This window comes from Streptomyces sp. DSM 110735 (genome assembly GCF_016482685.1).
GTDB lineage: Bacteria > Actinomycetota > Actinomycetes > Streptomycetales > Streptomycetaceae > Streptomyces.
On record NZ_JACYHF010000005.1, the window covers coordinates 301,037 to 326,177 of the forward strand.

General features: G+C 72.2%; 22 protein-coding genes. 12 read left to right on the forward strand and 10 right to left on the reverse strand.

Annotated features, from left to right (window positions below):
- Together IF655_RS11360 and IF655_RS11365 are read right to left on the reverse strand one after the other, a co-directional pair.
- Nucleotides 1-1,416, reverse strand: coding sequence for an ATP-binding protein (locus tag IF655_RS11360; RefSeq protein WP_199584091.1), 1,416 nt, complete (start codon nucleotides 1,414-1,416; stop codon nucleotides 1-3).
- A 719-nt stretch (nucleotides 1,417-2,135) separates the two neighbouring features.
- Nucleotides 2,136-2,843 carry an SDR family NAD(P)-dependent oxidoreductase gene (locus tag IF655_RS11365; RefSeq protein WP_199584098.1) on the reverse strand — a complete coding sequence of 236 codons (708 nt, stop codon included), beginning with the start codon at nucleotides 2,841-2,843 and terminating at the stop codon, nucleotides 2,136-2,138.
- A gap of 101 nt (nucleotides 2,844-2,944) precedes the next feature.
- Between IF655_RS11365 and IF655_RS11370 the strand changes: the two genes are divergently transcribed.
- Nucleotides 2,945-3,802: a helix-turn-helix transcriptional regulator gene (locus tag IF655_RS11370; protein WP_199584100.1), complete on the forward strand. Its 858-nt coding sequence runs from the start codon at nucleotides 2,945-2,947 to the stop codon at nucleotides 3,800-3,802.
- Here IF655_RS11370 and IF655_RS11375 read toward each other — a convergent pair.
- On the reverse strand, nucleotides 3,781-4,275 hold the full coding sequence (locus IF655_RS11375) for an NUDIX hydrolase (protein ID WP_199584102.1): 495 nt from the start codon (nucleotides 4,273-4,275) through the stop codon (nucleotides 3,781-3,783). The two genes, IF655_RS11370 and IF655_RS11375, sit on opposite strands and share 22 nt — an antisense overlap.
- Before the next feature lie 177 nt (nucleotides 4,276-4,452).
- On the opposite strand from IF655_RS11375, the gene IF655_RS11380 reads away from it, so the two are divergent.
- Nucleotides 4,453-4,929: a hypothetical protein gene (locus IF655_RS11380; RefSeq protein WP_199584104.1), complete on the forward strand. Its 477-nt coding sequence runs from the start codon at nucleotides 4,453-4,455 to the stop codon at nucleotides 4,927-4,929.
- A 179-nt stretch (nucleotides 4,930-5,108) separates the two neighbouring features.
- Here the strand turns inward: IF655_RS11380 and IF655_RS11385 are convergent, their stop codons facing one another.
- From IF655_RS11385 to IF655_RS11410, 6 genes are all read right to left on the reverse strand, one after another.
- Nucleotides 5,109-5,942 carry a DUF4232 domain-containing protein gene (locus IF655_RS11385; RefSeq protein WP_307814906.1) on the reverse strand — a complete coding sequence of 278 codons (834 nt, stop codon included), beginning with the start codon at nucleotides 5,940-5,942 and terminating at the stop codon, nucleotides 5,109-5,111.
- A 67-nt stretch (nucleotides 5,943-6,009) separates the two neighbouring features.
- Complete coding sequence (locus tag IF655_RS11390; protein ID WP_242488669.1) at nucleotides 6,010-6,705, reverse strand: NAD(P)H-dependent oxidoreductase; 696 nt, start codon at nucleotides 6,703-6,705, stop codon at nucleotides 6,010-6,012.
- A 100-nt stretch (nucleotides 6,706-6,805) separates the two neighbouring features.
- A complete protein-coding gene (locus IF655_RS11395; protein WP_199584106.1) occupies nucleotides 6,806-7,162 on the reverse strand; it encodes a helix-turn-helix transcriptional regulator in 357 nt (118 codons plus the stop codon).
- A 70-nt stretch (nucleotides 7,163-7,232) separates the two neighbouring features.
- Nucleotides 7,233-8,234, reverse strand: coding sequence for a methylmalonyl Co-A mutase-associated GTPase MeaB (gene meaB, locus IF655_RS11400; RefSeq protein ID WP_199584107.1), 1,002 nt, complete (start codon nucleotides 8,232-8,234; stop codon nucleotides 7,233-7,235).
- Between the two features lie 5 nt (nucleotides 8,235-8,239).
- On the reverse strand, nucleotides 8,240-10,414 hold the full coding sequence (gene scpA, locus IF655_RS11405; protein WP_199584109.1) for a methylmalonyl-CoA mutase: 2,175 nt from the start codon (nucleotides 10,412-10,414) through the stop codon (nucleotides 8,240-8,242).
- Complete coding sequence (locus tag IF655_RS11410) at nucleotides 10,414-12,216, reverse strand: methylmalonyl-CoA mutase family protein (protein ID WP_199584111.1); 1,803 nt, start codon at nucleotides 12,214-12,216, stop codon at nucleotides 10,414-10,416. Before IF655_RS11410 ends, scpA begins: the two co-directional genes overlap by 1 nt.
- Nucleotides 12,217-12,455: 239 nt before the next feature.
- Here IF655_RS11410 and IF655_RS11415 point away from each other — a divergent pair, with 239 nt between their 5' ends.
- The 8 genes from IF655_RS11415 (at nucleotide 12,456) to IF655_RS11450 (ending at nucleotide 21,066) form a co-directional block, all read left to right on the forward strand.
- A complete protein-coding gene (locus tag IF655_RS11415) occupies nucleotides 12,456-12,842 on the forward strand; it encodes a cell division protein SepF (RefSeq protein WP_018547259.1) in 387 nt (128 codons plus the stop codon).
- Nucleotides 12,843-13,006: 164 nt separating this feature from the next.
- Complete coding sequence (locus IF655_RS11420; protein ID WP_199584113.1) at nucleotides 13,007-14,305, forward strand: ATP-binding protein; 1,299 nt, start codon at nucleotides 13,007-13,009, stop codon at nucleotides 14,303-14,305.
- Nucleotides 14,302-14,646 carry a nucleotide pyrophosphohydrolase gene (locus IF655_RS11425; RefSeq protein ID WP_199584115.1) on the forward strand — a complete coding sequence of 115 codons (345 nt, stop codon included), beginning with the start codon at nucleotides 14,302-14,304 and terminating at the stop codon, nucleotides 14,644-14,646. The genes IF655_RS11420 and IF655_RS11425 overlap by 4 nt, the downstream gene beginning before the upstream one ends.
- A gap of 210 nt (nucleotides 14,647-14,856) precedes the next feature.
- Complete coding sequence (locus tag IF655_RS11430) at nucleotides 14,857-15,327, forward strand: DUF6099 family protein (protein WP_161180637.1); 471 nt, start codon at nucleotides 14,857-14,859, stop codon at nucleotides 15,325-15,327.
- Between the two features lie 46 nt (nucleotides 15,328-15,373).
- Nucleotides 15,374-16,297 (forward strand): LLM class F420-dependent oxidoreductase, encoded by a 924-nt coding sequence (locus tag IF655_RS11435; protein WP_199584117.1) that lies wholly within the window; start codon nucleotides 15,374-15,376, stop codon nucleotides 16,295-16,297.
- A gap of 91 nt (nucleotides 16,298-16,388) precedes the next feature.
- Complete coding sequence (locus IF655_RS11440) at nucleotides 16,389-16,922, forward strand: hypothetical protein (protein ID WP_199584124.1); 534 nt, start codon at nucleotides 16,389-16,391, stop codon at nucleotides 16,920-16,922.
- Nucleotides 16,913-18,526: a 3' terminal RNA ribose 2'-O-methyltransferase Hen1 gene (locus IF655_RS11445; RefSeq protein ID WP_199584127.1), complete on the forward strand. Its 1,614-nt coding sequence runs from the start codon at nucleotides 16,913-16,915 to the stop codon at nucleotides 18,524-18,526. Before IF655_RS11440 ends, IF655_RS11445 begins: the two co-directional genes overlap by 10 nt.
- Nucleotides 18,523-21,066 carry a polynucleotide kinase-phosphatase gene (locus IF655_RS11450; protein ID WP_199584130.1) on the forward strand — a complete coding sequence of 848 codons (2,544 nt, stop codon included), beginning with the start codon at nucleotides 18,523-18,525 and terminating at the stop codon, nucleotides 21,064-21,066. The genes IF655_RS11445 and IF655_RS11450 overlap by 4 nt, the downstream gene beginning before the upstream one ends.
- 83 nt (nucleotides 21,067-21,149) lie before the next feature.
- Here the strand turns inward: IF655_RS11450 and IF655_RS11455 are convergent, their stop codons facing one another.
- Nucleotides 21,150-22,517, reverse strand: a complete 1,368-nt coding sequence (locus IF655_RS11455) for an alkaline phosphatase PhoX (RefSeq protein ID WP_199584131.1) — start codon at nucleotides 22,515-22,517, stop codon at nucleotides 21,150-21,152.
- A 224-nt stretch (nucleotides 22,518-22,741) separates the two neighbouring features.
- Between IF655_RS11455 and IF655_RS11460 the strand changes: the two genes are divergently transcribed.
- Both IF655_RS11460 and argF read left to right on the forward strand, forming a co-directional pair.
- Nucleotides 22,742-23,965, forward strand: coding sequence for an arginine deiminase (locus IF655_RS11460; protein WP_199584132.1), 1,224 nt, complete (start codon nucleotides 22,742-22,744; stop codon nucleotides 23,963-23,965).
- Between the two features lie 137 nt (nucleotides 23,966-24,102).
- Nucleotides 24,103-25,131, forward strand: a complete 1,029-nt coding sequence (gene argF / locus IF655_RS11465) for an ornithine carbamoyltransferase (protein WP_199584137.1) — start codon at nucleotides 24,103-24,105, stop codon at nucleotides 25,129-25,131.
- Nucleotides 25,132-25,141: the final 10 nt, after the last annotated feature.

Sequence of the window (25,141 nt, forward strand, 5' to 3'; positions counted from 1 at the left end):
TCAACGTCCTTCTTCAGTGCGGGGGGTGCTGCTGTGGTGGTCCCGGCCGCGCCGGGTGCCCGCCATCCAGGAGGCGGCGACGCCGGGGCTGCCGGGCTGGACCGAGGGGGCGGCGGGCTGGGCGGCGGGGGCGCCCTGCGCGCCCGGCTCGGCCGAAGCAGAGGCGGAAGCGGAAGCGGAGTCGGCGCCCGAGGTCGCGGTGCGCGGGGCGCGCTTGCGGACGGTGAGACCGCTCGCCGTCGTGGCGGACGGCTCCGGCCGGGTCCGCTCCGGCGCGCTCCGCGTCTGCTGCGCGGGGAGGACGGCTTTGGTGCGGGCGGCGGCGCGTGCCTGTGCCGTCCTGACCGACTCGGGGCTGGTCAGCAGGTTCTGCGGGAGCACGATGACGGCACGGGTGCCGCCGTAGATGTTCGGCGTGGTGATGTCGACGCGGAAGCCGTAGTCCTTGGCCAGCGCGGCGGCCACGCGGAGCCCGGTCTGCGGGTAGGCGCCGAGCGCGGTGATGTCGTCGCGCTGCTCGCCGGAGAGCACCTTGCGGGCCCACAGCACCCGCTCGTCGTCCATGCGCAGTCCGGCGTCGTCGACGATGAGGAAGGCCGCGTTGTGGCCGTGGTCGAGGGTGACGTGCACGCGTGCGGCGGGCGGCGAGTAGCGCAGGGCGTTGCTGAGCAGCACGGAGAGGGTGTGGATCACGGCTTCGACGGCGCGGCTCTCGACCGCGAGCGTCTCCATCTCCGGGTGCTGGACCCGCTCGTACCCCTCGACGCGGCCCATGGCGGCGCGCACGATGTCGGTGAGGGTGGTCGCCCGCCAGCGGGCGGAGAGCTTGTCCCCGGCGAGGACGGAGAAGCCGGAGGCGATGAGCAGCATCTGCTGGGAGAGATGGTCGATCTCGTTGAGCGTGGCGTACGCCTCGTCGGAGATGTGCACCTTGCGCACCCCGGCGCTGACCGACCGGCTCAGGTTCTTCGCCCGCTGCACCAGGCTGGAGGCGAACGCGCGCACGGTGGCGCGGGCGACGTCGACCGACTCCCGCCGTGCGTCCGCGACTTGGGCGTCCGCCGCCTGCTGGATCTCGGCGGCGCGCTGCTCGGACCGCTCCTCCGCGCGCCGTTCAAGGAGCGCCACGACGTTACGGGTCTCCTCGCTCAGCCCGGACAGCGCGTGGGCGAGCGGGGTGCCGGCGAGCTGCGGCGGCAGGACGGGCGCGGGGACCGGCTCGGTCGTGGGGGAGGCGACCGCGGCGGTGACCCTCCCGACGAACTGCTCGGCGGCGCGGAGCTGTTGGGACAGGGTCTCGGCGCGCTCCTGGTGCTGCTCGGCGCGCCGCCGCTGACGTGCGGCGACCCGCGCGCAGTACGCCACCGCGGCGGCGCCGACCGCCACGAGCGCCAGGAACAGGATCAGTTCGGTCATCGGGCCGTCCTCGCGACGATGGTGCGGGGGGAGTCGGTGGCGAGCCGGACGCGATGGCGGGACGGAGTTCCCGCGTCGTCGGTCGACGGCATCGCCGCGTCCCGTAACCCGGCGGTCGATCCGTGCGCCTCCGGTGGCGCCGACGAGGCGCGAGCGGTACGGGCTGCCCGTAAGAGACGCATGACTGAACTCCTGCTGGGGATCGGCCGGGTCGCGCTGCGGGGCGCGCGTGTGCGACGGACCGGAGCGTGTGGTGGCGGCGTCGAGCGAACCGGGATGTCCAGCGGGGCCGTACCGTGCGGAGCCCACTGACGTGGTCCGCGCCCGCGTGTCGCGTCCGGGGCGGATCGTCGGTGCGGGCGGCGGTCGGGCCGTAAGTCGCGCGCTGGAGCAAGACGTTGGTCCTGGGGCGCCCCTCCCGGTCCGCCGCGGCGTGCTGCCGCGCATCGCCGGCAGCTCTTTGACGATGGTGAGAATACGGTCCGTAACGTAGTCCTCGCAACGCCGAACGAAAGTACGGATATGCGTGATCTCGCGTACCCCGTGCGGTACTTGAAGCAGACGCCGCCAGGCCGAATACCGCACCCCCGGCGCTCCCGCGCGGCCGCGCGAGGGGGCCGGGAGGGGGTGCCGGGGGCTGAGGCGATCCGGTGAAGATTTCGACACGTCTGTGAATGCGGGAACCGTCGGAGGCTCCTCGGATCACCCGTTCGCGCGGCTCACCACGGCAGCACCCCCGCCGCGTTCTGGAACGTCCCCGTCGGTCCGTCCGGACCCACGCACGCCAGGCGGACGACGACCTCGGCGCCCTCCTCGACGGTCTGGGTGCCGGTGTGGTGGTTGAGGTCGGTGGCGGTGAAACCGGGGTCGGCGGCGTTGATCCGGATGCCGTCGAACGCCTTGGCGTACTGCACGGTGAGCATGTTCAGGGCGGCCTTGGACGCCGGGTAGGCAAGGCTCGGGTAGAAGTGCTCGAAAGCCGCGGGGTCGGCCAGAGCCGGGGTGCGCGCGAGACCGCTGCTGACGTTGACCACGACCGGGTGGTCCGAGCGCAGTAGCAGGGGCAGGAAGGCGTGCAGGGTGCGCACGGCGCCGAAGACGTTCGTCTCGAAGACCGTCCGTACGTCGTCCGCGGTGGTCTCGGCGGCCAGGACGAAGCCGCCGTCGGGGTGGCGCGGCTCGACGCCGGCGTTGTTGACCAGCACGTCCAGTCCGCCCTCCGCCTCGATCGTCTTCACCGCGGCGGCCACGGAGGCGTCGTCGGTGACGTCGAGCGGGACGAAGCGGGCGCCCAGCTCCTCGGCGGCGCGCCGCCCCCGCTCGGGGTCGCGGGCGCCGATGTGAACGGTGTGTCCGGCGGCGAGCAGACGGCGGGCGGTCTCGCGGCCGATGCCCTTGTTGGCTCCGGTGATCAGTGTTCTCGTCATGACTCCAGCCTGCGCCGGACGCCCGCCACCAGCCAGAAGACCGCTTTTCCTGGGACCGGCGGTACCAGGCACGCACCGCCGCGCGGCGGCACACTGGGGGCATGACGACCACGGACCTGGGCGACGCGATCCGCCGCTGGCGGGACCGGCTGGCCCCCGGCGACGTGGGGCTGCCCGCCGGGGGACGCAGACGGGCGACCGGGCTGCGGCGCGAGGAGCTGGCGCAGCTCGCGGGGATCTCCGTCGACTACGTGACCCGCCTGGAGCAGGGCCGGGCGAGCAACCCCTCCTCGCAGGTCGTGCGGGCGCTGACCCGCGCGCTGCGGCTCTCGGCGGAGGAGCGGGACCACCTCCACCGCCTCGCCGGACTGGCGCCGCCCGGACCGAGGACGGTGCCCGTCTTCATCCCGCCCAGCGTGCACCGCCTGCTCGACCGGCTGGCCCACACCCCGGTCGCCGTCCACGACGCCACCTGGACCCTGCTCGCCGCCAACCCGCCCTACGGCGCCCTGATGGGTGACTCCACGCGGTGGCGCGGTCGCGAACTCAACGGCGTGTGGCGGCACTTCCTCGGTCCTGGCGCACCCGTCACCTACACCCCGGAGGCACGCGCCGCCTTCGAGTCCGCCCTCGTCGCCGACCTCCGCACGGCCGCCGCCCGCTATCCGGCCGACCGCGACCTGCGCGCCCTCGTCACCGAACTGCGGGACGGCAGCCCGGAGTTCGCCCGGCTGTGGGACTCGGGCACGGTCGGCGTCCATGAAGCCGCCCGCAAGACCATCGACCATCCGGCGGTCGGACCGGTCACCCTCGACTGCGACATCCTCGCGGTCGCGGGCAGCGACCTGCGGATCATGGTCTACACGGCGGAACCCGGCACGGAGGACGCCGAACGACTCGCGCTGCTCATGGTGTGGGGCACGCAGCGGGTGGAGACTCAGCCCGGCGCCACCGGATAGCGGTACACCGGCGGCAGACACGGCAGCAGCCCCGGCCACACCGTGTCGATCACATGCGCGCTCGGGGTGAAGAGCGGCGCGGGCAGCACGGGCAGGTCGGCGGGGTCGTGCCACTGCCAGCGGTCGATCAAGTGCGGTTCCCTGACCTCCGGTTCGCCGGTGAAGGCGTGCACTCGGACGGCGGCGGTCAGCCGGGGCAGCCCGTGGACGGAGTCCATCAGCAGGGCCAGGGTCCGCGTCGTGTCCGCGTCGGCCCGCAGACCCGTCTCCTCCGCCAACTCCCGTACGCCCGCCGCCGTGAAGTCCTCACCCGGGTCGTTCTTGCCGCCCGGCAGCTCCCAGACCTCACGCTTCCTCGACCAGCCGAGCAGCACCCGGCCCGCCGCGTCGGTCACGACGACCCCCGCGCCGGTGAGCGCGTGCGGCGAGGGACGCCCCTTGTCTGCGTACGGGACCCGCTCGGTCTCTGCCACGTTCTCACCGCTCCTTCTGCCACGCCCGGACCCCCAGTCTGCCCCGTCCCGCCAAGATCCGGTCCCAGGGTCACGGCTCCGTCACGACCGACGACACCGACCGCCCGGACGGGAACCCCGGGACCCGCCGCACCCGTCGGGTCGGTCAGCAGCCCCCGACACCCGCCAGGAGACACCATGCTCGACCGACTGCCCCGCACGACGGCGCTCCTCGCGGGTCTGGTGCTCGCCGGAGGTGCGGTCGCCTGCGACCCGGAGGGTCTGCACTCCGCCGAGCACGCGGGTCCGTTCCCGCACGAGTCGCCGTCGGACTCCGCCGACGTCAGCCTGGAAGAGGCGTTGTCCGACTACGGTGTCCGCCTCCCGGAAGGCGCCGAGGACATCACCTACGGCGCCCGCAAGGCGTTGGACGGATACCCGTTCAACGCTCAGTTCTCCATGCCGTGCGACGGTGTTCCGGCGTTCGTCCGGGACAACCGGCTCGTGGCTGGAGGGAAGAAGACCCCCGACGACGTACTGACGGACGTCATGGACGCGGGGTTCACTCCGGGCGCGGGACCCGCCTACACGCGGGCGAAGGATTCGAAGCTGCCCGGGATCGGCGTGGCGGTCTTCGAACAGCCCGGGTCGTGCAGGGTGTTCCTCGGCGCCTGACCTCACCGAGACCCGCCCCGCGACGCCGGTCACTCCTTCTGCCACGCCCGGACCCCCAGTCTGCCCGTCGTGCCCAGGTCCAGTTCCGGGGTCACCATGACGGGCGCGGCGCCCGCCTTGGCGCGGACGCGGAGGTAGGGGGCGTTCACGGGGGTGCCGACGGTCTGCACGGTGTTGCGTCAGGCGATGCCCGCGAGGGCGCGTTCGCCGGGGCGCAGGGTGACGGGGCGGACGACGTCGGGGTTGCCGTCGAGGCGGGCGACCTCGTCGCCGGGCACGAGGCGGATCCCCTGGACCACCCGGTGGTCGGCGTCGAGGAGCTGGAGCCGGGGACGGCCGTCCAGTGTGTACGGGACCTTGCCGCAGTTCTCCAGGTGCAGCCCCGTCACGCGCAGCCCCATCGCCGCGTCCCCCTGGTCGGCCCACACCCGCACCCCGGACGCCGGACACGGCCCGCTCTCGGACGGCGCCTCGGCGGTGGGGACGCTGCGCACGGACGTGATCGACGCGTTCGGCCCGCCCACCGCCTCGCCGACACTCCGGCGCATCGCGACCGTCCCGCGCAGGGTCCCGCCCGCCCGGACCGGACCGACGACCCGGACCGCCCCGGTGTATCCGGAGGCGTCGAGGACGATCGTGTACGTCATGTCCCGCGCGCCGGGGTTGGTCACCGAGAACGCCGCGGTCAGCCCGTTCGCCCGGCAGACGCCGTGCCGGTCGACGGCGCCGGAATACAGCCCGGTGATCCGCACCCCGTCCCGCTCGCTGTTCGTGGCCGAGGGCACCGGGCTGGGCGTACCCGGCGGGCGCGGTGCGTCCGCGGTCGTCGTGGGCCGGGTGAGCGGGGGCGTACTGCCGGGGGTGGGCGTGGCCGAGGGACACGACGACGGTCCGGCGCCGCCCCCGCCGTCCGCCCGAGGGACCGCCTGCTGGGTACCGCATCCGGCGAGGACGACAGCCGCCGCCACGGCGAGCGTACCGACGGCGGTCCGGTCGGCAAATGATCTGCGCATCAGGCGAGTTGACCAGCGCCGGACCTCCCCGGCTGTGGCGGAAGCCACTCCTCCGGTCACGGCTCTGTCACAGGCGCGCCGCGCTCACCCCGATCCCCGCGAAGGCGTCCCGCACCGCCGACAGACTCGCCTCCCGCTCCGCCTCGGACATCCGGGCCGGGGCGTAGGTGACGACCGGGGGCAGCGGCTCGTAGCCGACGAACTCCAGCATTCCCCGGTGGACATGGAAGAGGAACTGGTCCAGCGCGCCGAACGCCCCGCCCGCTGCGAACGCCTCCTCGGGACCGCCCGTCGTGATCAGCGCCATCGCCCGCCTACCGTGCAGCGCGGCTCGGTCGAACAGCCCGAACTCCCCGCCGAACACCGCCCCCATGACGAACACCCGGTCGATCCAGCCCTTGAGGATCGCGGGCATCGAGAACCACCACAACGGGAAGGACAGGACGAGCAGTTCGGCCGACAGCACGGCGTCCAGGTGCGCGCGCACCTCCGCGGACAGGGTGCCTTCCCGTACGGCCCTCATCTGCTCGGCCTGCGGTTTGAACGGGCCCTCGAACGGCGGGAATTCACCGCGGTCGAGCACGGGGTTCCAGCCGTCGGCGTAGAGGTCGAGGACCCGCACGGAGTGACCGGAGCGGCGCAACTCCTCGACAGCCGCCCGCATTTGAGAAGAGGCGAACGAGTCGGGCTCCGGGTGCGCGTGCACGACGAGGGCGGACGGCTGGGCGTCCGTGGCGGGGTCCACGGTGGGCATGGTGTCCATACCGCCGATCGTATCGCAATATTCCGATGTGTCGATGTGAAGCCGTGGTGTGGAGCCGCGAACCCGCCGAGCCGTGGGTGGCCGGACGGCGAGCGACCGCTCAGATCAGCCCGCCCACCGCCTCCGACAGCCGCCGCAGCCGCTCCTCGTCCCGCCGGTAGTGGGTCCACTTGCCGACCCGCGTCGAGCGGACGAGCCCCGCCCGCTCCAGGGTCGCCATGTACGAGGACACGGTCGACTGGGCCAGCCCGCTCTTGGCCTGGATGTGGCTGACGCACACGCCCACGGTGTCGCGGTCCGCGATCGGCTCGTACGCCGCGAACTCCGCGTCCGGGTCCCGCAGCCAGCGCATGATCTGGAGCCGGACCGGGTTGGCCAGCGCCTTGAACGCCTCCAGCGTCTCCGAGGTGTCCGCCGCTTGCTCGGTCCGCGCCCCGCCCTCGTCGTTCCTGCTCATGTCCACCCAGGGTCCTGTCCGGTCGTCATCACGTCGACATACCAAAATATCTCGATGGATGAGAACCGGGTCAGGACTCCCGCCCCCGCATCCCGTCCTCGAACGCCCGCAGGATCCGCTCCGCCGCCAGCGTCGCCGTCAATGTCCCCTCCCGTACCCGCTGTTCCAGCTCCGGCGCGGTCTCCCGGACCGCCGGGTCCGAGCGCAGGCGGCCCAGGAGTTCGTCGCGGACCATGGTCCAGGTCCAGCCGACCTGCTGGTCACGGCGCTTGGCGGTGAGCCGGCCCGTGGAGTCCAGCAGGGTGCGGTGCTGTTCGAGGCGCTCCCACACCGTGTCGAGCCCCACGCCCTCGCGCGCGCTGCAGTGCAGCACCGGCGGAGTCCAGAACGCGTCCTTGCCGTGCATCAGCCGCAGCGCGCCCGCGAGTTCACGCGCGGCGGTCTTCGCGTCCCGCTCGTGCGGACCGTCCGCCTTGTTGACGGCGATCACGTCCGCCAGCTCCAGGACGCCCTTCTTGATGCCCTGGAGCTGGTCGCCGGTGCGGGCGAGGGTGAGGAGCAGGAAGGAGTCGACCATGTCGGCGACCGCGGTCTCCGACTGACCGACGCCGACGGTCTCGACCAGGATCACGTCGTAGCCCGCCGCCTCCATGACGATCATGGACTCCCGGGTCGCCTTGGCCACCCCGCCGAGCGTGCCCGCGCTGGGGGAGGGGCGCACGAAGGCGTCCGGGTCGACGGCCAGCCGCTCCATGCGGGTCTTGTCGCCCAGGATCGAGCCGCCGGTGCGCGTCGAGGACGGGTCCACGGCGAGCACCGCCACCCGGTGCCCCAGCGAGGTCAGCATGGTGCCGAACGCGTCGATGAACGTGGACTTGCCCACGCCCGGCACCCCGCTCACCCCGATCCGCCGCGCCCGCCCGCTGTGCGGCAGCAGCTCGGTCAGCAACTCCTGCGCCAGCGCCCGGTGTTGCGGTCGGGTGGACTCGACGAGCGTGATGGCGCGCGCCACCACGGCACGCTTCCCGTCGAGCACACCCTTGACATAGGCGTCGAGATCCATCGCGGCCATCGGCGCTACAGATCGTGGCCGAGATCGGCGGCGAGCCGCTTCACCAGGTCGTGCGCCGCGTCCGGGATGACCGTGCCCGGCGGGAACACCGCCGTCGCGCCCATCTCCAGCAGCGTCGGCACGTCCTGCGGCGGGATCACCCCGCCCACCACGATCATGATGTCCTCCCGGCCCTCCTCGGCCAGCTTCTCCTTCAGCGCCGGGACCAGCGTGAGGTGACCCGCGGCCAGCGAGGACACCCCGACCACGTGCACGTCCGCCTCGACCGCCTGCCGGGCGACCTCCTCGGGCGTCTGGAACAGCGGACCGACGTCCACGTCGAAGCCCAGGTCGGCGAAGGCGGTCGCGATCACCTTCTGCCCCCGGTCGTGCCCGTCCTGCCCCATCTTGGCGACCAGGATGCGCGGCCTGCGGCCCTCCGCCTCCTCGAACGCGTCCACCAGGGCACGGGTGCGGTCCACGGAGGGCGACTCCCCGGCTTCGTTGCGGTACACACCGGAGATCGTACGGATCTGCCCCGCGTGCCGCCCGTACACCTTCTCCAGAGCGTCGGAGATCTCGCCCACCGTCGCCTTCGCGCGCGCCGCGTTCACGGCCAGCTCCAGCAGGTTGCCCTCGCCGTCCGCCGCCCGGGTCAGCGCGTCGAGCGCGTCCCGGCACGCGACGTCGTCCCGCTCCGCGCGCAGCCGCCGCAGCTTCTCGATCTGCTGGGTGCGCACCGAGGAGTTGTCGACCTTGAGGACTTCGATCTGCTCGTCGGAGTCCACCCGGTACTTGTTCACGCCGATCACCGGCTGACGCCCCGAGTCGATCCGCGCCTGGGTCCGCGCCGCCGCCTCCTCCACGCGCAGCTTCGGGATGCCTGCGTCGATGGCCTGCGCCATGCCGCCCGCCGCCTCGACCTCCTGGATGTGCTGCCACGCCTTGCGCGCGAGGTCGTACGTCAGCCGCTCCACGTACGCGCTGCCGCCCCACGGGTCGATCACCCGCGTGGTGCCGGACTCCTGCTGGATCAGCAACTGCGTGTTGCGGGCGATCCGCGCCGAGAAGTCGGTCGGCAACGCCAGTGCCTCGTCCAGGGCGTTGGTGTGCAGCGACTGGGTGTGCCCCTGGGTCGCCGCCATCGCCTCGACACACGTCCGCGTGACGTTGTTGAACACGTCCTGCGCGGTCAGCGACCAGCCCGAGGTCTGCGAATGGGTGCGCAGCGAAAGCGACTTGGCGTTCTGCGGATCGAACTGCCTGACCAGCTTGGCCCACAGCAGCCGGGCGGCGCGCAACTTGGCGATCTCCATGAAGAAGTTCATGCCGATCGCCCAGAAGAACGACAGCCGGGGCGCGAACGCGTCGACGTCCAGACCCGCTTCACGCCCCGCGCGGATGTACTCCACGCCATCCGCGAGCGTGTACGCCAGCTCCAGATCGGCGGTCGCACCCGCCTCCTGGATGTGATAGCCGGAGATGGAGATGGAGTTGTAGCGCGGCATCCGCTGCGAGGTGTACGCGAAGATGTCGGAGATGATCCGCATCGACGGCTTCGGCGGATAGATGTAGGTGTTGCGGACCATGAACTCCTTGAGGATGTCGTTCTGGATGGTCCCGGCCAACTTCTCGGGCGGTACGCCCTGTTCCTCCGCCGCCACGATGTAGAGCGCGAGCACCGGCAGCACGGCGCCGTTCATCGTCATCGACACGGTCATCCGGTCCAGCGGAATCCCGTCGAACAACTGCCGCATGTCCAGGATCGAGTCGATGGCCACCCCCGCCATGCCGACGTCACCGGTTACGCGCGGATGGTCGCTGTCGTAACCCCGGTGCGTGGGCAGGTCGAAGGCGACCGACAGACCCTTCTGCCCCGCCGCGAGGTTGCGCCGGTAGAACGCGTTGGACTCCTCGGCGGTGGAGAAACCCGCGTACTGCCGGATGGTCCAGGGCTGGTTGACGTACATCGTCGGGTAAGGACCGCGCAGATACGGCGCGATGCCCGGGTACGTCTCCAGGAAGTCCAGGCCCTCCAGGTCCCGCCCGGTGTACAGCGCCTTCACCCCGATGCCCTCGGGGGTCTCCCACACCGGCTCGGCGCCCCCGGTCGCCCGCTCGACGGCGGCACGCCACTCCTCGGCGCCACCGTCCACGGCCGGGGTGCCCAGCTCGATCCCGGAGAAGTCGGGGATTCCCATCAGGACACTCCCATGCGGTCGAGAGTCGCGGACAGTACGGCGACGGCGTCGCAGCCCGCGAAGACGTAACTGTCGACGCCCGTGTATGCGGCGGGGCGTCCGGCCAGGGCCACATGACGGGCGCCCGCCGTACGCAGCGCCTCGGCGGCTCGCTCGGCCTCCTCCGCGTACCGGCTGTCGCTGGAGCACAGGACGGCTTCGGTGGCGCCGCTGTCCTCGAACTTCCCGGCGGTGACCGGTTCGATGCCGCCCGCCTGGAAGAGGTTGGCGGCGAAGGAGGCGCGCGCGGAGTGCTCGGCGGCGGGACCGAGCGTGGCGAGGTAGACGCGGGGGCGGCTGCCGGTGGCGGCGAGGTGGGCGTCGGAGCGGGTCCGCAGCGCCTCGTACGCCTCGTCCCGGCGCACGCGCGGCAGACCGCCGGAGCGCGGCTCGGGGGCGGGCTCGCGGACGACCGGCTTCTCGGCCAGGAACGGGAACTCGCTGACACCGGTGATGGGTTCGCGCCGCTTGGCCAGCTTCGCGGACCGCTCCCGCCAGGTCTTCGCCAGGTCCTCGCGGAGCCTGCCCGAGCGCAACACGGCCGCCTGGCCGCCGTCCTGCTCGATGGAGCGGAAGAACTCCCAAGCAGCCTCGGCGAGTTCGGCGGTCAGCCGCTCCACGTACCAGGAACCGCCCGCCGGGTCGATCACCCGGGCCAGATGGGACTCCTCCAACAGGATCGTGGAGGTGTTGCGCGCGATACGGCGGGCGAACGCGTCCGGGAGACCCAGGGCGTGGTCGAAGGGCAGCACGGTCACCGAGTCGGCGCCGCCGACCCCGGCCGCCAGCGTGGCGACCGTGGTGCGCAGCATGTTCACCCAGGGGTCGCGCCGGGACATCATCACCGGCGAGGTCACCACGTGCTGGGTCTGCGCGCCCGGCGCCCCGCACACCTCCGCGACCCGCGCCCACAGCCGACGCGCGGCACGCAGCTTGGCGACGGTCAGGAACTGGTCGGCGGTGGCGGCGTACCGGAACTCCAGTTGCGCGGCTGCCTGTTCGACGCTCAGCCCGGCCTCGGTCAGCTCCCGCAGATACGCCACGGCGGTGGCCAGCGACGCACCCAGCTCCTGTGCCGCCGAGCCGCCCGCCTCGTGGTACGGCAGCGCGTCCACGGTGAGCGTGCGCAGCCCCGGATACGTCTCGGCCACCTGCTTGGCCAGCGCGGCCACGGGGGCGAAGTCCAGCGGAGTGCCGGTGCGCGCCTCGTGGCCCAGCGGGTCGGCGCCGAGGCTGCCGCGTACCGCCTCGGGGGCGACGCCCCGCTCCTCGTACAGCCGCAGCAGCGCCGCCGCGGCGGTCTCGGTGTCGGCGCCCGCGTCCAGCACGACGGGCGCGAGGTCCAGATAGACGCCGTCGAGCGCCCGGCCGAGGTCCGCGACGGGGATGCCGCCCTCGCCGAGCACCAGCCAGAGCGAGGTGACGCCGTTCTCCAGATCGGCCAGGACGGTGCCGTCGCCGAGCGCCGCGTGCCGCTGCCGTACGTCCCAGCCGCCCGCGGTGCTGCCCTCGGGCCTGCCCCCGCGTGTGAACGGGGCGAAGCCCGGCAGACCGGGGTCGGGGGCGGCGTCGCGCGCGGTGTACAGGGGCCGGGTGCGCAGCCCGTCCTCCAGCGTCGTGGACAGGGCGTCCTCCGCCGCGCCGCCGGAGACTTCCTTGCCGGACTTGCGCAGTACACCCTCGACCAGGCGTTGCCACTGCTCGTGCGTCGCGTCAGGGAACTCGGCGGCCAGGGAGAGCCCGTCGTCAGGCAGGACCGTCATGCTCGGATGTTAGGACAGGGGGCTCAGATGGCAGCAGAAGGCCGGGCTGTGACGTTTCCCTCGTTGCGGTTGTGATCCGGGCCTCTGGACGGGCCATGTGACGCCGTGCGCACGGCTGATGGGACCGTGAGCGGACATGCGGAGGGTCGCACAGTGTGTCGCTGTTGGGCTGAACGGGTGACTTGGCGTAAGAATTGGCAGGTGCAGGCATCGCAAGCGAGTCAGGTCAGGGGGAGCCGGTGAGCCGTTACGACGTCACCGATGAACAGTGGGAAGGGCTCGCCCAGGTCGTGCCGCTGCGGGGCAGGGACGCGTGGCCGTCCGCGGTGAACCACCGCTCGCTGCCGGAGGCCGACACCGAGACCCGCCGCCGGTTCGTCGTCCTGAGGGTCAATGTGTTCGCGGACGCGCGCGACGTGGCCGAGACCCTGATGGCCGGGATCCCGGTGCTCCTCGACCTCTCCAGCGCGGAGACCGAGGTCGCCAAGCGCGTCCTCGACTTCAGCACCGGCGTCGTCTTCGGTCTGGCCAGCGGGATGCACCGGGTGGACCGGAACGTCTTCCTGCTGACGCCGCCCGGGACCGAGGTCAGCGGGCTGATGGGCATGGAGGCGTCGGGCGGCTGAGGAGCGGCTGAGGAGCCGTCATGGCCTTGCGTACGTGCCGCTCGTAGGGTCGTAGGACTTGGACCGGGCGGACGGTGTGCCCCGTTTTGACCCGGTCGCCCGATCGTAGGAAGGTCCGCGGGGCAAAACGGTTCGCCGGTCCGGGGCGGTCCTACGGTCCGGGTATGTCCGTGCCTTCCCTGACCGCCGAGCCGTCCGCCGCGGGCTCCGGCGAGCCGTTCGCCGCGACCTCCGGTGAGTCGTTCGCCGCGACTTCGACCGAGCCGTTCGCCGCGCCGTCCGTCGCGACTTCCGCGGAGCGCGCCGCCGGGTCCGCCGCACCGGCGGACCCCGCCGTCGGCGCCCTCACCGACGTCCGCGCCCGGATCACCGAGCTGCGGCTGTCCGCCTTCGCCGGGCACCGCAGGGCCGCGTTCCCGCTCGGCGCCGTCACCCTGTTCGCCGGGCCCAGCGGCACGGGCAAGTCCACCGCCCTCGCGGCCTTCGAGGCGCTGGCCCGGCTCGGCGGCGGCGCGCGCCTCGCCGACGTGTTCCCGGACCCGCTCGCCTGGGTGCCGGAGCGGGCGCGCCCGGACGGCGAGGGCAGGCGCGGCTTCCGCATCGGCTGTACGGCGGACGGGGTCGCCGGACCGGTGCTCCTCGACGTCGCGGTCCAGGTCGAGCCGCAGCTCAGGATCGTGGGGGAGCGGCTGACGGCGGGCGGGGTGGTCCTGCTGGAGACGGCGCTGCGCGATCCGGCGCGCCGGGCGGTGCAGGCAGCCTGGCACACGGCGGGCACCGCCCCGGTGACCCGCGCCCCGCTCCCCGACGACCGCCTGGGCACCCCGCTGCTGCCGCTGCGCGTGGCCGGGGCGACCGACGGACAGCGCCGGGTGCTGGCGGCGGCCGAGCAGATGGTGGTGGCGCTGCGCTCGGTCTTCCCCTGCGACCCGCGCCCGGAGTTCATGCGGGTGCCCGTCCCCACCGGGTCGGGACGGCTGCTGCCGGGGTGCGACAACCTGGCCGACGTCGTAGCCCGCACCCGCACCGAATGCGGACGGCGGCACGCCCTGCTGGTCGAGACGGTGCGCGCGGGCTGCGCGGGCCCGGTCGCGGACCTGCTGGCGGAACGGCTCCCGGACGGCACGGTACGGGCGCTGCTCGACCGGGGCGACGGCCACCGCACCGACCTGGCCCGGCTCGGCGAGGGCGAGCTGCGCTACATCGCCCTCGCCCTGGTGCTGATGACCGGGCCGGGCGTGCTCGACGTGGACGCGCCGGGGGAGGTGCCCGACGCGCTGCGCACCCTCACCGTGCTGGCCGACGGCTTCGACCGCTGCCTCGACCCCGCCCGGCGCCGCGAACTCCTCGCCCTCGCGGCCCGGATGGGCGAGCGCGGTCATGTCCGCTGCGTGGGGGCGGTGAACGACGCGTCCTGGGCCTCGGGGACACCGGGCGTCACGGTGGTACACCTGGGGGCGTGACCGAACGCCCCGATCTCCCCGGACTCCAGCGCAGGCTGGCCGAGTTCGCCGCCGCGCGCGACTGGCAGCCGTACCACACCCCCAAGAACCTCGTCTCCGCGCTCAGTGTCGAGGCGTCCGAACTGCTGGAGATCTTCCAGTGGCTGACGCCCGAGGAGTCGTCCCGGGTGATGGCGGACCCGGACACCGCGCACCGGGTCACCGACGAGGTGGCCGACGTGCTCGCCTATCTCCTCCAGTTGTGCGAGGTGCTCGGCGTCGACCCGCTCACCGCGCTCGCGGCCAAGATCGAGCGGAACGAGAAGCGGTTTCCGGTGGGAGGCGACGGAGGAGCCGCGTGAGGTGGGCGGGGGAGGGGCGACAATCGCTCAATAACCGGACTATCAGACTCCGTTATCACTCTATGGAGTCAATTTCCCTGCCGATTCCGAATTGTTGTCCACAGATTTCCACCTTCCTCTGGCTTTTCGCACCAAGCGCCCTCACTCTGGGTAGTGAACAGAAAGAGTGCGGACAGATGTACGGCGGCTTCGGCGGACCGGGGGCAGCGGATGGATGCGGTGCGGCTCATCGAGACGAGCAGGCGTGCCCTGGCGGCGGAAGCCGAGGCACCCGAGGGCATGGTGGAGGTGTGGCAGGCACAGGCGCTGGCCCAGGCGATAGGCAGCCGCCTCGCGGTCTCCGGTCCGCCGGAGCTGCGCGGCGAGGCGCTCGGGCTGACCGAGCTGGCGGGCCGGGGCTGCGGCGTCCTCGACCCTCCCGAGCTGGAGTTAGGCGACCTGCGCGCCGCCCAGCTCACCGAACTGGCCGACGCCCGCCAGACCCTGCTGTGCCTGTGCGGACTCCTCGGCGAGGTGGGTATCGCCCTGGTCGGCATGGCCAGCGCGGCGGCGGACGAGACGACGTACTGGCAGTGCATGGAGGCCATCGACGCGGCCGACGAGTCCCGCGACCGGGTCCTGGAGATGCTGCGCAAGCTCGCGGCACGGGAGGAGATGGTGCATGAGAGAGAGGCGGGCTGAGCGGCGTTGCCGCTGGTAGGGCGCGCGGGTGTTGCAGGATGGATGTATGGACCTTCGAATCTTCACCGAGCCCCAGCAGGGGGCCACCTACGACACCTTGCTGACCGTGGCGAAGGCCACCGAGGACCTCGGTTTCGACGCCTTCTTCCGCTCCGACCACTACCTCCGCATGGGCAACGTCAGCGGTCTGCCCGGTCCCACCGACGCCTGGATCACCCTGGCGGGTCTCGCCCGCGAGACCCGGCGCATCCGCCTCGGCACGCTCATGACGGCCGGCACCTTCCGGCTGCCCGGCGTGCTCGCCATCCAGGTCGCGCAGGTGGACCAGATGTCCGACGGCCGGGTCGAACTCGGTCTGGGCGCGGGCTGGTTCGAGGAGGAGCACAAGGCGTACGGCATCCCGTTCCCCCAGGACAAGTTCGCCCGTCTGGAGGAGCAGCTCGAGATCGTCACCGGGCTGTGGGCGACCGAGACCGGCAAGACCTACGACTTCCACGGCAAGTACTACGACCTCACCGAGTCGCCCGCGCTGCCCAAGCCCGCCCAGTCCAAGGTGCCGGTGATCATCGGCGGTCACGGCGCGAAGCGCACCCCGCGTCTCGCGGCACGCTATGCGGACGAGTTCAACATCCCCTTCGCGTCCGTCGAGGACTCCGCCCGCCAGTTCGGGCGGGTCCGCGCCGCCGCCGAGGAGGAGGGGCGCGCGCCCGACTCGCTCGTCTACTCCAACGCGCTCGTGGTGTGCGTCGGGCGCGACGACCAGGAGGTCGCCCGCCGCGCCGCCGCCATCGGGCGCGAGCCCGACGAGCTGAAGGACAACGGTCTGGCGGGCACCCCGGCCGAGGTCGTCGAGAAGATCGGCCGCTACGCCGAGGTGGGCTCCGAGCGGATCTACCTCCAGCTCCTCGACCTGACCGACCTCGACCAGTTGGAGCTGATCTCCGCCGAGGTCATGCCGCAGCTCTCGTAAACCCCTCCCCGAGGGCGACTGTGACGGTCCTGTGACCGGAACTGTGGCTTCCATCACGGTCCTTGACGGGCCGTGATGGTGGTCTCGGGCGATGGAAGCGCTGAGTTCGATCGTCTTCGCCCTGCTGCTGTTCCCCGCCGTCATCGGCGCCTTCGTCTGGTGCGTCGTCCTGCTCGGCAAGATCCTTTCCGTCGCGCTTCCGGGACGCCGCCCCGACTGGCGGTACAGCCTGCTGCGCTGGGGAGCGTGGATGGCGGGGGCGGCGGCGCTGATCCTCTACCTCCTGGGCGCCGGAAGCGTCGCGATGTCCGTGAACGAGTCCTCCCACGGCGCGGACTCCACCCCCGCCCAGGAGTGCCGGGACGACTACTCGATGGATCGGCTCACGGGGCAGCGAGGCTCCTACTTCCCCCTCGGCTTCGACTGCGTCCTCGACGACGGCAGCACCGGCCCGAGCACGAACGCCTACTTCTGGCTCAACACCTCCGTCGCCGTCTCCGCGCTGACCGCCTTCGGACTGGTCATCACCATGGGCGGGATCAGCGAACACAGAGCCCGCGTCGCCCTGCGAAAACCACTGGTCACCACGGCGGACAATCCACCAGACTCGGACACGTGTTCCTGACGATCTCCACGCGCGGCACCGCCGCCACCCCGGCCACCGACCTCGGGTATCTGCTGCACAAGCACCCCGACCACGCCCAGACGTTCGCCACGTCCCACGGCACGGCGCACGTCTTCTACCCCCAGGCGGACGCCGAGCGCTGCACGGCGGCGCTGCTGCTGGAGATCGATCCCGTCGCGCTGGTCCGCAGGGGCAAGGGGAAGGGCCGGGGCGGCGCGCCCGACACCGCGCTCGCGCAGTACGTCAACGACCGTCCCTACGCGGCTTCCTCGCTGCTCGCGGTCGCGCTCAGCGCGGTCTTCTCCAGCGCCATGCGCGGTGTCTGCAAGGCGCGCCCGGAGCGCGCCGCCGCCCCGCTGCCGCTGCGCGTCGAGGTGCCCGCGCTGCCCGCCCGGGGCGGTCCGGAGCTGGTACGACGCCTCTTCGAGCCGCTCGGCTGGACCGTCGGCGTCGACCCCGTCGCGCTGGACGTGAAGTTCCCGGAGTGGGGCGACTCGCGCTACGTCCGGCTCGTCCTGGAGTCCGACACCCTCACCCTGGCCGAGGCGCTGCGCCATCTGTACGTCCTGCTCCCGGTCCTGGACGACGCCAAGCACTACTGGGCCTCCGCCGACGAGGTGGACAAGCTGCTGCGCGCCGGTGAGGGCTGGCTGCCGGACCACCCCGAGCAGAAGCTCATCACCAGCCGCTACCTCTCCCGCCGCTGGTCCCTGACCCGCCAGGCGATGGAGCGCCTGGAGCTGGCCCGCCTCGCCGAGGCGGACGACAGCGAGGTCGAGGACATCGACAACGCGGTGGCACAGGAGACCCCGGAGACGGAGGAGACCGGGACCGCCGACGACACCGGCACCGGCAGCACCGACACCGGCACCCCCGCCGCCGAAGCCACCCGGACCGCCGAAGCGCCCCAGAGCGCCGAAGCCCTCCCGACCGCCGAAGGCACCCCCGCCGGCTCCAAGCCCCTCCCGCTCGCCGTCCACCGCCGCGAGGCGATCCTCGCCGCTCTCCACGACTCCGGCGCCGCCCGCGTCCTCGACCTCGGCTGCGGCGAGGGCACCCTGCTGCGCGCGCTGCTCCAGGACACGCGGTTCACCGAGATCGTCGGCATGGACGTCTCCGTCCGTGCCCTCGCCATCGCCGCGCGCAGGCTGAAGCTGGACCGCATGGGCGAGCGCCAGGCGTCCCGGATCACCCTGCTCCAGGGCTCGCTGGCCTACACCGACAAGCGGCTCGCGGGGTACGACGCCGCCGTGCTCAGCGAGGTGATCGAACACCTCGACCTGCCCCGGCTGCCCGCGCTGGAGTACGCGGTCTTCGGCGCCGCCCGACCGCGCACGGTGGTCGTGACGACCCCGAACGTCGAGTACAACGTCCGCTGGGAGTCGCTGCCCGCCGGACACGTCCGGCACGGCGACCACCGCTTCGAGTGGACCCGCGCCGAGTTCCGCGCCTGGGCGGAGGACACGGCTCAACGGCACGGCTACAGCGTCGAGTTCCGTGCCGTCGGACCCGACGACCCCGAGGTGGGACCGCCCACCCAGATGGCCGTGTTCCACCGGCACACCACCCCGCAGGAAGAGAAGAAGGAGGCGAAGGCGGCATGACCGAGAACAGCGAGGGGCGCGTGCTGCCCGTCACCGACCTCTCCCTGGTGGTACTCGTCGGCGCCTCCGGCTCCGGCAAGTCCACCTTCGCCAAGCGGCACTTCAAGCCCACCGAGGTGATCTCCTCCGACTTCTGCCGGGGACTGGTCTCCGACGACGAGAACGACCAGAGCGCCACCCGCGACGCCTTCGACGTCCTGCACTACATCGCGGGCAAGCGGCTCGCGGCAGGACGCCGCACCGTCGTCGACGCCACCAGCGTGCAGCAGGACGCCCGCCGTCAACTGATCGACCTGGCAAGGCAGTACGACGTGCTGCCCATCGCCATCGTGCTCGACGTACCCGAGGAGGTGTGCGCCGAGCGCAACGCCGCCCGGCCCGACCGCGCCGACATGCCCCGCCTGGTCGTCCAGCGGCACACCCGCGAACTGCGCCGCTCGCTGCGGCACTTGGAGCGCGAGGGCTTCCGCAAGGTGCATGTGCTGCGCGGCGTCCAGGAGGTCGAGCACGCCACCGTCGTCACCGAGAAGCGCTTCAACGACCTGCGCCACCTCACCGGGCCGTTCGACATCATCGGCGACATCCACGGCTGCTCGTCCGAACTGGAGTCGCTGCTGGCCACGTTGGGCTACGAGGACGGGGTGCACCCCGAGGGGCGTACCGCCGTGTTCGTCGGTGACCTGGTCGACCGGGGACCGGACTCGCCGGGCGTGCTGCGCCGGGTGATGGGCATGGTCGGCGCGGGCAGCGCGCTGTGCGTGCCGGGCAACCACGAGAACAAGTACGGCCGTCACCTCAAGGGCCGCAAGGTCCAGCACACGCACGGTCTCGCCGAGACCATCGCCCAGATGGAGGGCGAGAGCGAGGAGTTCAAGGACGAGGTACGCCGCTTCCTGGACGGACTGGTCAGCCACTACGTCCTCGACGGCGGTCGGCTGGTCGTCTGCCACGCGGGTCTGCCGGAGAAGTACCACGGCCGCACCTCGGGCCGCGTCCGCTCGCACGCCCTGTACGGCGACACCACCGGCGAGACCGACGAGTTCGGGCTGCCCGTGCGCTACCCGTGGGCCGAGGACTACCGGGGCCGCGCCGCCGTGGTCTACGGCCACACCCCGGTCCCCGAAGCCACGTGGCTCAACAACACCCTCTGCCTGGACACCGGCGCCGTCTTCGGCGGCAAGCTCACCGCGCTGCGCTGGCCGGAGCGCGAGGTGGTGGACGTACCCGCCGAGCGGGTCTGGTACGAACCGGCCAAGCCGCTGCGCACCGAGGCGCCCGGCGGTCGCGACGGCCGTCCGCTGGACCTCGCCGACGTGCGCGGACGCGGTGGCGTGGAGACGCGGTACCAGGGCCGGGTCGCGGTCCGCGAGGAGAACGCGGCCGCCGCCCTGGAGGTGATGAGCCGCTTCGCGGTCGACCCGCGTCTGCTGCCGTACCTCCCGCCCACCATGGCGCCCACCCCGACCTCGCGGGAGGAGGGGTACCTGGAGCACCCGGTGGAGGCGTTCGCGCAGTACGCGCGGGACGGGGTCGCGCGGGTCGTGTGCGAGGAGAAGCACATGGGCTCGCGGGCGGTCGCCCTGGTCTGCCGGGACGCGGACGCCGCGCGCGAGCGGTTCGGCGTCGAGGACGGACGCACCGGCTCGCTCTACACCCGCACCGGGCGCCCCTTCTTCGACGACGGGAAGGTGACCGAGGAGATCCTCGGCAGGCTCCGCTCGGCGGTCACACAGGCGGGTCTGTGGGACGAACTCGCCACCGACTGGCTCCTGCTGGACGCCGAACTGATGCCGTGGTCGCTGAAGGCGGGCGGACTGCTGCGCCGCCAGTACGCGGCCGTGGGCGCCGCCTCCGGGGCGGTGTTCCCGGACGCGCTCGCCGCCCTGGAGTCCGCCGCCGCGCGCGGTGCCGAGGTGGCGGACCTGCTGGAGCGGCAGCGGGAACGCGCCGTGGACGCCGCCGCGTTCACCGACGCCTACCGCCGCTACTGCTGGACCACCGACGGACTCGAGGGCGTCCGCCTGGCGCCCTTCCAGTTGCTCGCGGTGCAGGGGCGCAGCCTCGCCGGACTCCCGCACGACGAGCAACTTGCCCTGCTCGACCGGCTGGTGGAGCACGACTCCGCCGGGCTGCTCCAGACCACCCGGCGCCTCTACGTCGACACCGGCGACCCCGAGTCGGTGCGCGCGGGCGTCGACTGGTGGCTGGAGATGACCGGGCGGGGCGGCGAGGGCATGGTCGTCAAGCCGCTCGGCGCCCTGGTCCGCGACGACAAGGGACGCCTGGTGCAGCCCGGCGTCAAGTGCCGGGGGCGGGAGTACCTGCGGATCATCTACGGTCCGGAGTACACCCGCCCGGACAACCTCGCCCGCCTCCGGCAGCGCTTCCTGAACCACAAGCGCTCCCTCGCGGTCCGCGAGTACGCCCTCGGTCTGGAGGCGCTGGACCGCCTCGCCGACGGCGAGCCGCTGTGGCGGGTGCACGAGGCGGTCTTCGGGGTGCTCGCGCTGGAGTCGGAACCGGTGGACCCGCGCCTGTGACCGACCGGTCCCCCGGCGCGGGCCCGCCGACCGGCGACCGAACCGACCGGCGACCAAGCCGGGCGGCGACCGAGCCGGGCGGTCTACCCGTGCCAGGGACCGGTCACCGCGAACGTGGTGCCGGGCGTGTAGCAGTTGACGTACATCGTCTCCCCGTCCGGGGAGAAGGTGACGCCCGCGAACTCGCCCCACTCCGGCTTCTCGGGCGTGCCGATGTTCTGCTTGCCCCGGGCCATCGCGTAGACCTCGCCGCCCCGGGTGACGCCGAAGACGTGCTGGGCGCCGTTGCCGTCCTCGCACACCATCAGACCGCCGCTCGGGGCGAGGCAGATGTTGTCCGGGGACTCGCCGGGCAACCGCACGTCCGTGTCCGGGCCGAAGACGATCACCAGGGTGAGGCGGCGCCGGTGCGGGTCGTAGCGCCAGATCTGGCCGTAGTGGTCGGCGGCGGAGCCCTCCGCGCTGTGGGCGAAGGACGACACGAAGTAGACGCAGGTGCCGCCCCAGTAGCAGCCCTCCAGCTTCTGGGCGTGCGTGATGCCGCCGGAGCCGTAGTCCTGGAGCCGGGTCGGGGTGGCGGTGGCCAGCGGGTCGGGGACGTCCACCCACTCGATGCCGTCGAAGCTCGCCCCCGTCTCCTGGACGGTCGACAGATCGGGCACCCCGGGCACCCGCATCGCCTGGAGCCTTCCGCCCGCGCGCAGCGAGCCCACCCCGCCGAGCGGTTTGCGCGGCAGGAAGCGGTAGAAGAGACCGAAGGGCTTGAGGAAGGCGTCCTCCGTCTCGTAGACGACGCCGGAGCGCGGGTCGATCGCGATCGCCTCGTGCTGGAAGCGGCCCATCGCGGTCAGTGGGACGGCGCCGGTGCGGTGCGGGTCGGTGGGGTGGACCTCGAAGATGAAGCCGTGGTCCTTGGTGTGGCCGTTGTCGCCCGCCCGGTCCTCGGTCTCCTCGCAGGTCAGCCAGGTGCCCCAGGGGGTACGGCCGCCCGCGCAGTTCACGGCCGTACCGGCGATGGCCACCCGCTCCGACAGCACCCGGCCCTGGGAGTCCAGCTCCAGCGCCGTACAGCCGCCGTGGCCCTCCGGGTCGTAGGTGAGTCCCTCGACGGCGGGCACGCGGATCTTCGCGGTCGGGCGGTTCTCGTGGTTGCGCACGAGGTGGGTGCGCCCGCCCCGACCCGAGAAGGCGGCCATGCCGTCGTGGTTGGAGGGCACCGGACCCTCGCCGGAGCGCAGCGGGGCGCCCTCGCGGGAGAGCACCCGGTAGCGGAAGCCCTTCGGCAGGTCCAGCAGCCCTTCGGGGTCGGGGACGAGCGGGCCGTAACCGGTGCGACCCAGTGAGCGCGCGGCGGCGGTGCCCGCGAAGAGTTCGGAGAGCGCACCGGTGAAGACGATGCCCGCCCCCACCGCGCTCGCGGAGGCCAGGACCTGACGTCGTGATGCGGACATGCGGCGGCAACCTTCCCGTTGGCGGACAGGAGCTGTGCGTCGCCTGTGTCTACCACCGCGCACGGATCACCGGAACCACGCGTGCGCCACCTGTCACTCTCCGAGCACATGCCACGCCGTACCCCGCCGGTTCCCGTCGCCCGGCGCGACCCACGGTGAAAACCGGGGGCACGCAAACGGTCGGGAAGCGCGTGAACCCGGTCGCGGACGGCCAGGATGAAGGCATGGCATTCCACGTCGATTCCGAGGCCGGACGGCTGCGCCGGGTGATCCTCCACCGCCCCGACCTCGAACTGAAACGGCTCACCCCGAGCAACAAGGACGCCCTGCTCTTCGACGACGTGCTGTGGGTGCGCCGGGCGCGCGCCGAGCACGACGGGTTCGCCGACGTGCTGCGCGACCGCGGGGTGGAGGTCCATCTCTTCGGCGACCTGCTCACCGAGACCCTCGCGGTCCCCGAGGCGCGCTCCCTGGTCCTGGACCGGGTCTTCGACGAGAAGGAGTACGGTCCGCTCGCCACCGACCATCTGCGCGCCGCCTTCGACGGGATGGCGCCCGACGCGCTGGCCGAGGCGCTGGTCGGGGGCATGACGAAGCGGGAGTTCCTGGAGGCGCACGCGGAGCCCACCTCGGTCCGCTTCCACGTCATGGACCTGGACGACTTCCTGCTCGGTCCGCTGCCCAACCACCTCTTCACCCGCGACACCTCGGCGTGGATCTACGACGGTGTCTCCATCAACGCCATGCGCTGGCCCGCCCGGCAGCGCGAGACCGTGCACTTCGAGGCGATCTACCGGCACCACCCGCTCTTCCGCGACGAGACCTTCCACATCTGGTCGCGCGGACAGGCCGACTACCCCTCCACCATCGAGGGCGGCGACGTGCTGGTGATCGGCAACGGCGCGGTCCTCATCGGCATGAGCGAGCGCACCACCCCGCAGGCCGTGGAGATGCTCGCGCACAAGCTGTTCGCGGCGGGCTCCGCGCGCACCATCGTGGCGCTCGACATGCCCAAGCGGCGCGCCTTCATGCACCTCGACACCGTGATGACCATGGTCGACGGCGACACCTTCACCCAGTACGCCGGACTCGGCATGCTCCGCTCGTACACCATCGAGCCGGGCGTGGGCGACAAGGAACTGAAGGTCACCGACCACCCGCCGGAGCACATGCACCGGGCCATCGCCGCCGCCCTCGGGCTCGGCGAGATCCGCGTGCTCACCGCCACCCAGGACGTGCACGCCGCCGAGCGCGAGCAGTGGGACGACGGCTGCAACGTCCTCGCCGTCGAACCCGGCGTCGTCGTCGCCTACGAGCGCAACGCCACCACCAACACGCATCTGCGCAAGCAGGGCATCGAGGTCATCGAGATCCCGGGCAGCGAACTGGGGCGGGGGAGAGGCGGACCGCGCTGCATGAGCTGTCCGGTGGAGCGCGAGGCGGTGTGAGGCGAGGCGGTGTGGGACGGGGCGGCATCGGCGGACCGCTGTGAGACTCCGCATAATCATGCTGCGAAATGAATAGCCATGCCGTGCTTCGTATAGAATTACCGCAGCCCCCGTCCCCGGACCCCTGGAGCGCCCCCATGGCGACAGTCCCGACCGCCCTCGCCGGCCGCCACTTCCTCAAGGAGATCGACTTCTCCGCCGAGGAGTTCCGCGGTCTGGTCGAGCTGGCCGCGGAGCTGAAGGCCGCCAAGCGCGCCGGGACCGAGACACGGCACCTGACCGGCAGGAACATCGCGCTGATCTTCGAGAAGACCTCGACCCGCACCCGCTGCGCGTTCGAGGTCGCCGCCGCCGACCAGGGCGCCCACACCACCTACCTCGACCCGGCGGGCTCCCAGATCGGGCACAAGGAGTCCGTGAAGGACACCGCCCGCGTCCTGGGGCGGATGTACGACGCGATCGAGTACCGGGGTCACGGTCAGGGCGTCGTCGAGGAGCTGGCCGCCCACGCGGGCGTGCCCGTCTACAACGGGCTGACCGACGAGTGGCACCCCACCCAGATGCTCGCCGACGTGCTCACCATGACCGAGCACAGCGACAAGCCCCTGGACGGGATCGCCTTCGCCTACCTCGGCGACGCCCGCTACAACATGGGCAACTCCTACCTGGTCACCGGCGCCCTGCTCGGCATGGACGTGCGGATCGTCGCCCCCCGGGTGCTGTGGCCGGACGAGACGATCGTCGCCCTCGCCCGGCAGCTCGCCGAAGCCTCCGGCGCCCGCGTCACCCTCACCGAGGACGTGAAGGAGGGTGTGCGCGGCGCCGACTTCGTCGCCACCGACGTCTGGGTCTCCATGGGCGAGCCCAAGGAGGTCTGGGACGAGCGGATCGCGCTGCTCGGACCGTACGCCGTCACCATGGACGTGCTGCGCGCGACGGGCAACCCGGACGTGAAGTTCCTGCACTGCCTGCCCGCCTTCCACGACCTCGGCACCACCGTCGGCCGCGAGATCCACGAACGGCACGGACTGACCGAGCTGGAAGTCAGCGACGAGGTCTTCGAGTCGGCGCACTCGGTCGTCTTCGACGAGGCCGAGAACCGCATGCACACCATCAAGGCGGTGCTGGTGGCGACGCTCGGCGATATCTCACAAACCCTTGCGTGACCCGCCTCAC

Excerpts from the sequence above, each read along its gene's own strand:
- IF655_RS11360 (WP_199584091.1), bottom strand. The coding sequence starts at position 1,416 with ATGACCGAACTGATCCTGTTCCTGGCGCTCGTGGCGGTCGGCGCCGCC.
- IF655_RS11365 (WP_199584098.1), bottom strand. The coding sequence starts at position 2,843 with ATGACGAGAACACTGATCACCGGAGCCAACAAGGGCATCGGCCGCGAG.
- IF655_RS11370 (WP_199584100.1), top strand. The coding sequence starts at position 2,945 with ATGACGACCACGGACCTGGGCGACGCGATCCGCCGCTGGCGGGACCGG.
- IF655_RS11380 (WP_199584104.1), top strand. The coding sequence starts at position 4,453 with ATGCTCGACCGACTGCCCCGCACGACGGCGCTCCTCGCGGGTCTGGTG.
- IF655_RS11385 (WP_307814906.1), bottom strand. The coding sequence starts at position 5,942 with ATGCGCAGATCATTTGCCGACCGGACCGCCGTCGGTACGCTCGCCGTG.
- IF655_RS11390 (WP_242488669.1), bottom strand. The coding sequence starts at position 6,705 with ATGGACACCATGCCCACCGTGGACCCCGCCACGGACGCCCAGCCGTCC.
- IF655_RS11395 (WP_199584106.1), bottom strand. The coding sequence starts at position 7,162 with ATGAGCAGGAACGACGAGGGCGGGGCGCGGACCGAGCAAGCGGCGGAC.
- meaB (WP_199584107.1), bottom strand. The coding sequence starts at position 8,234 with ATGGCCGCGATGGATCTCGACGCCTATGTCAAGGGTGTGCTCGACGGG.
- scpA (WP_199584109.1), bottom strand. The coding sequence starts at position 10,414 with ATGGGAATCCCCGACTTCTCCGGGATCGAGCTGGGCACCCCGGCCGTG.
- IF655_RS11410 (WP_199584111.1), bottom strand. The coding sequence starts at position 12,216 with ATGACGGTCCTGCCTGACGACGGGCTCTCCCTGGCCGCCGAGTTCCCT.
- IF655_RS11420 (WP_199584113.1), top strand. The coding sequence starts at position 13,007 with ATGTCCGTGCCTTCCCTGACCGCCGAGCCGTCCGCCGCGGGCTCCGGC.
- IF655_RS11430 (WP_161180637.1), top strand. The coding sequence starts at position 14,857 with ATGGATGCGGTGCGGCTCATCGAGACGAGCAGGCGTGCCCTGGCGGCG.
- IF655_RS11435 (WP_199584117.1), top strand. The coding sequence starts at position 15,374 with ATGGACCTTCGAATCTTCACCGAGCCCCAGCAGGGGGCCACCTACGAC.
- IF655_RS11440 (WP_199584124.1), top strand. The coding sequence starts at position 16,389 with ATGGAAGCGCTGAGTTCGATCGTCTTCGCCCTGCTGCTGTTCCCCGCC.
- IF655_RS11450 (WP_199584130.1), top strand. The coding sequence starts at position 18,523 with ATGACCGAGAACAGCGAGGGGCGCGTGCTGCCCGTCACCGACCTCTCC.
- IF655_RS11455 (WP_199584131.1), bottom strand. The coding sequence starts at position 22,517 with ATGTCCGCATCACGACGTCAGGTCCTGGCCTCCGCGAGCGCGGTGGGG.
- IF655_RS11460 (WP_199584132.1), top strand. The coding sequence starts at position 22,742 with ATGGCATTCCACGTCGATTCCGAGGCCGGACGGCTGCGCCGGGTGATC.
- argF (WP_199584137.1), top strand. The coding sequence starts at position 24,103 with ATGGCGACAGTCCCGACCGCCCTCGCCGGCCGCCACTTCCTCAAGGAG.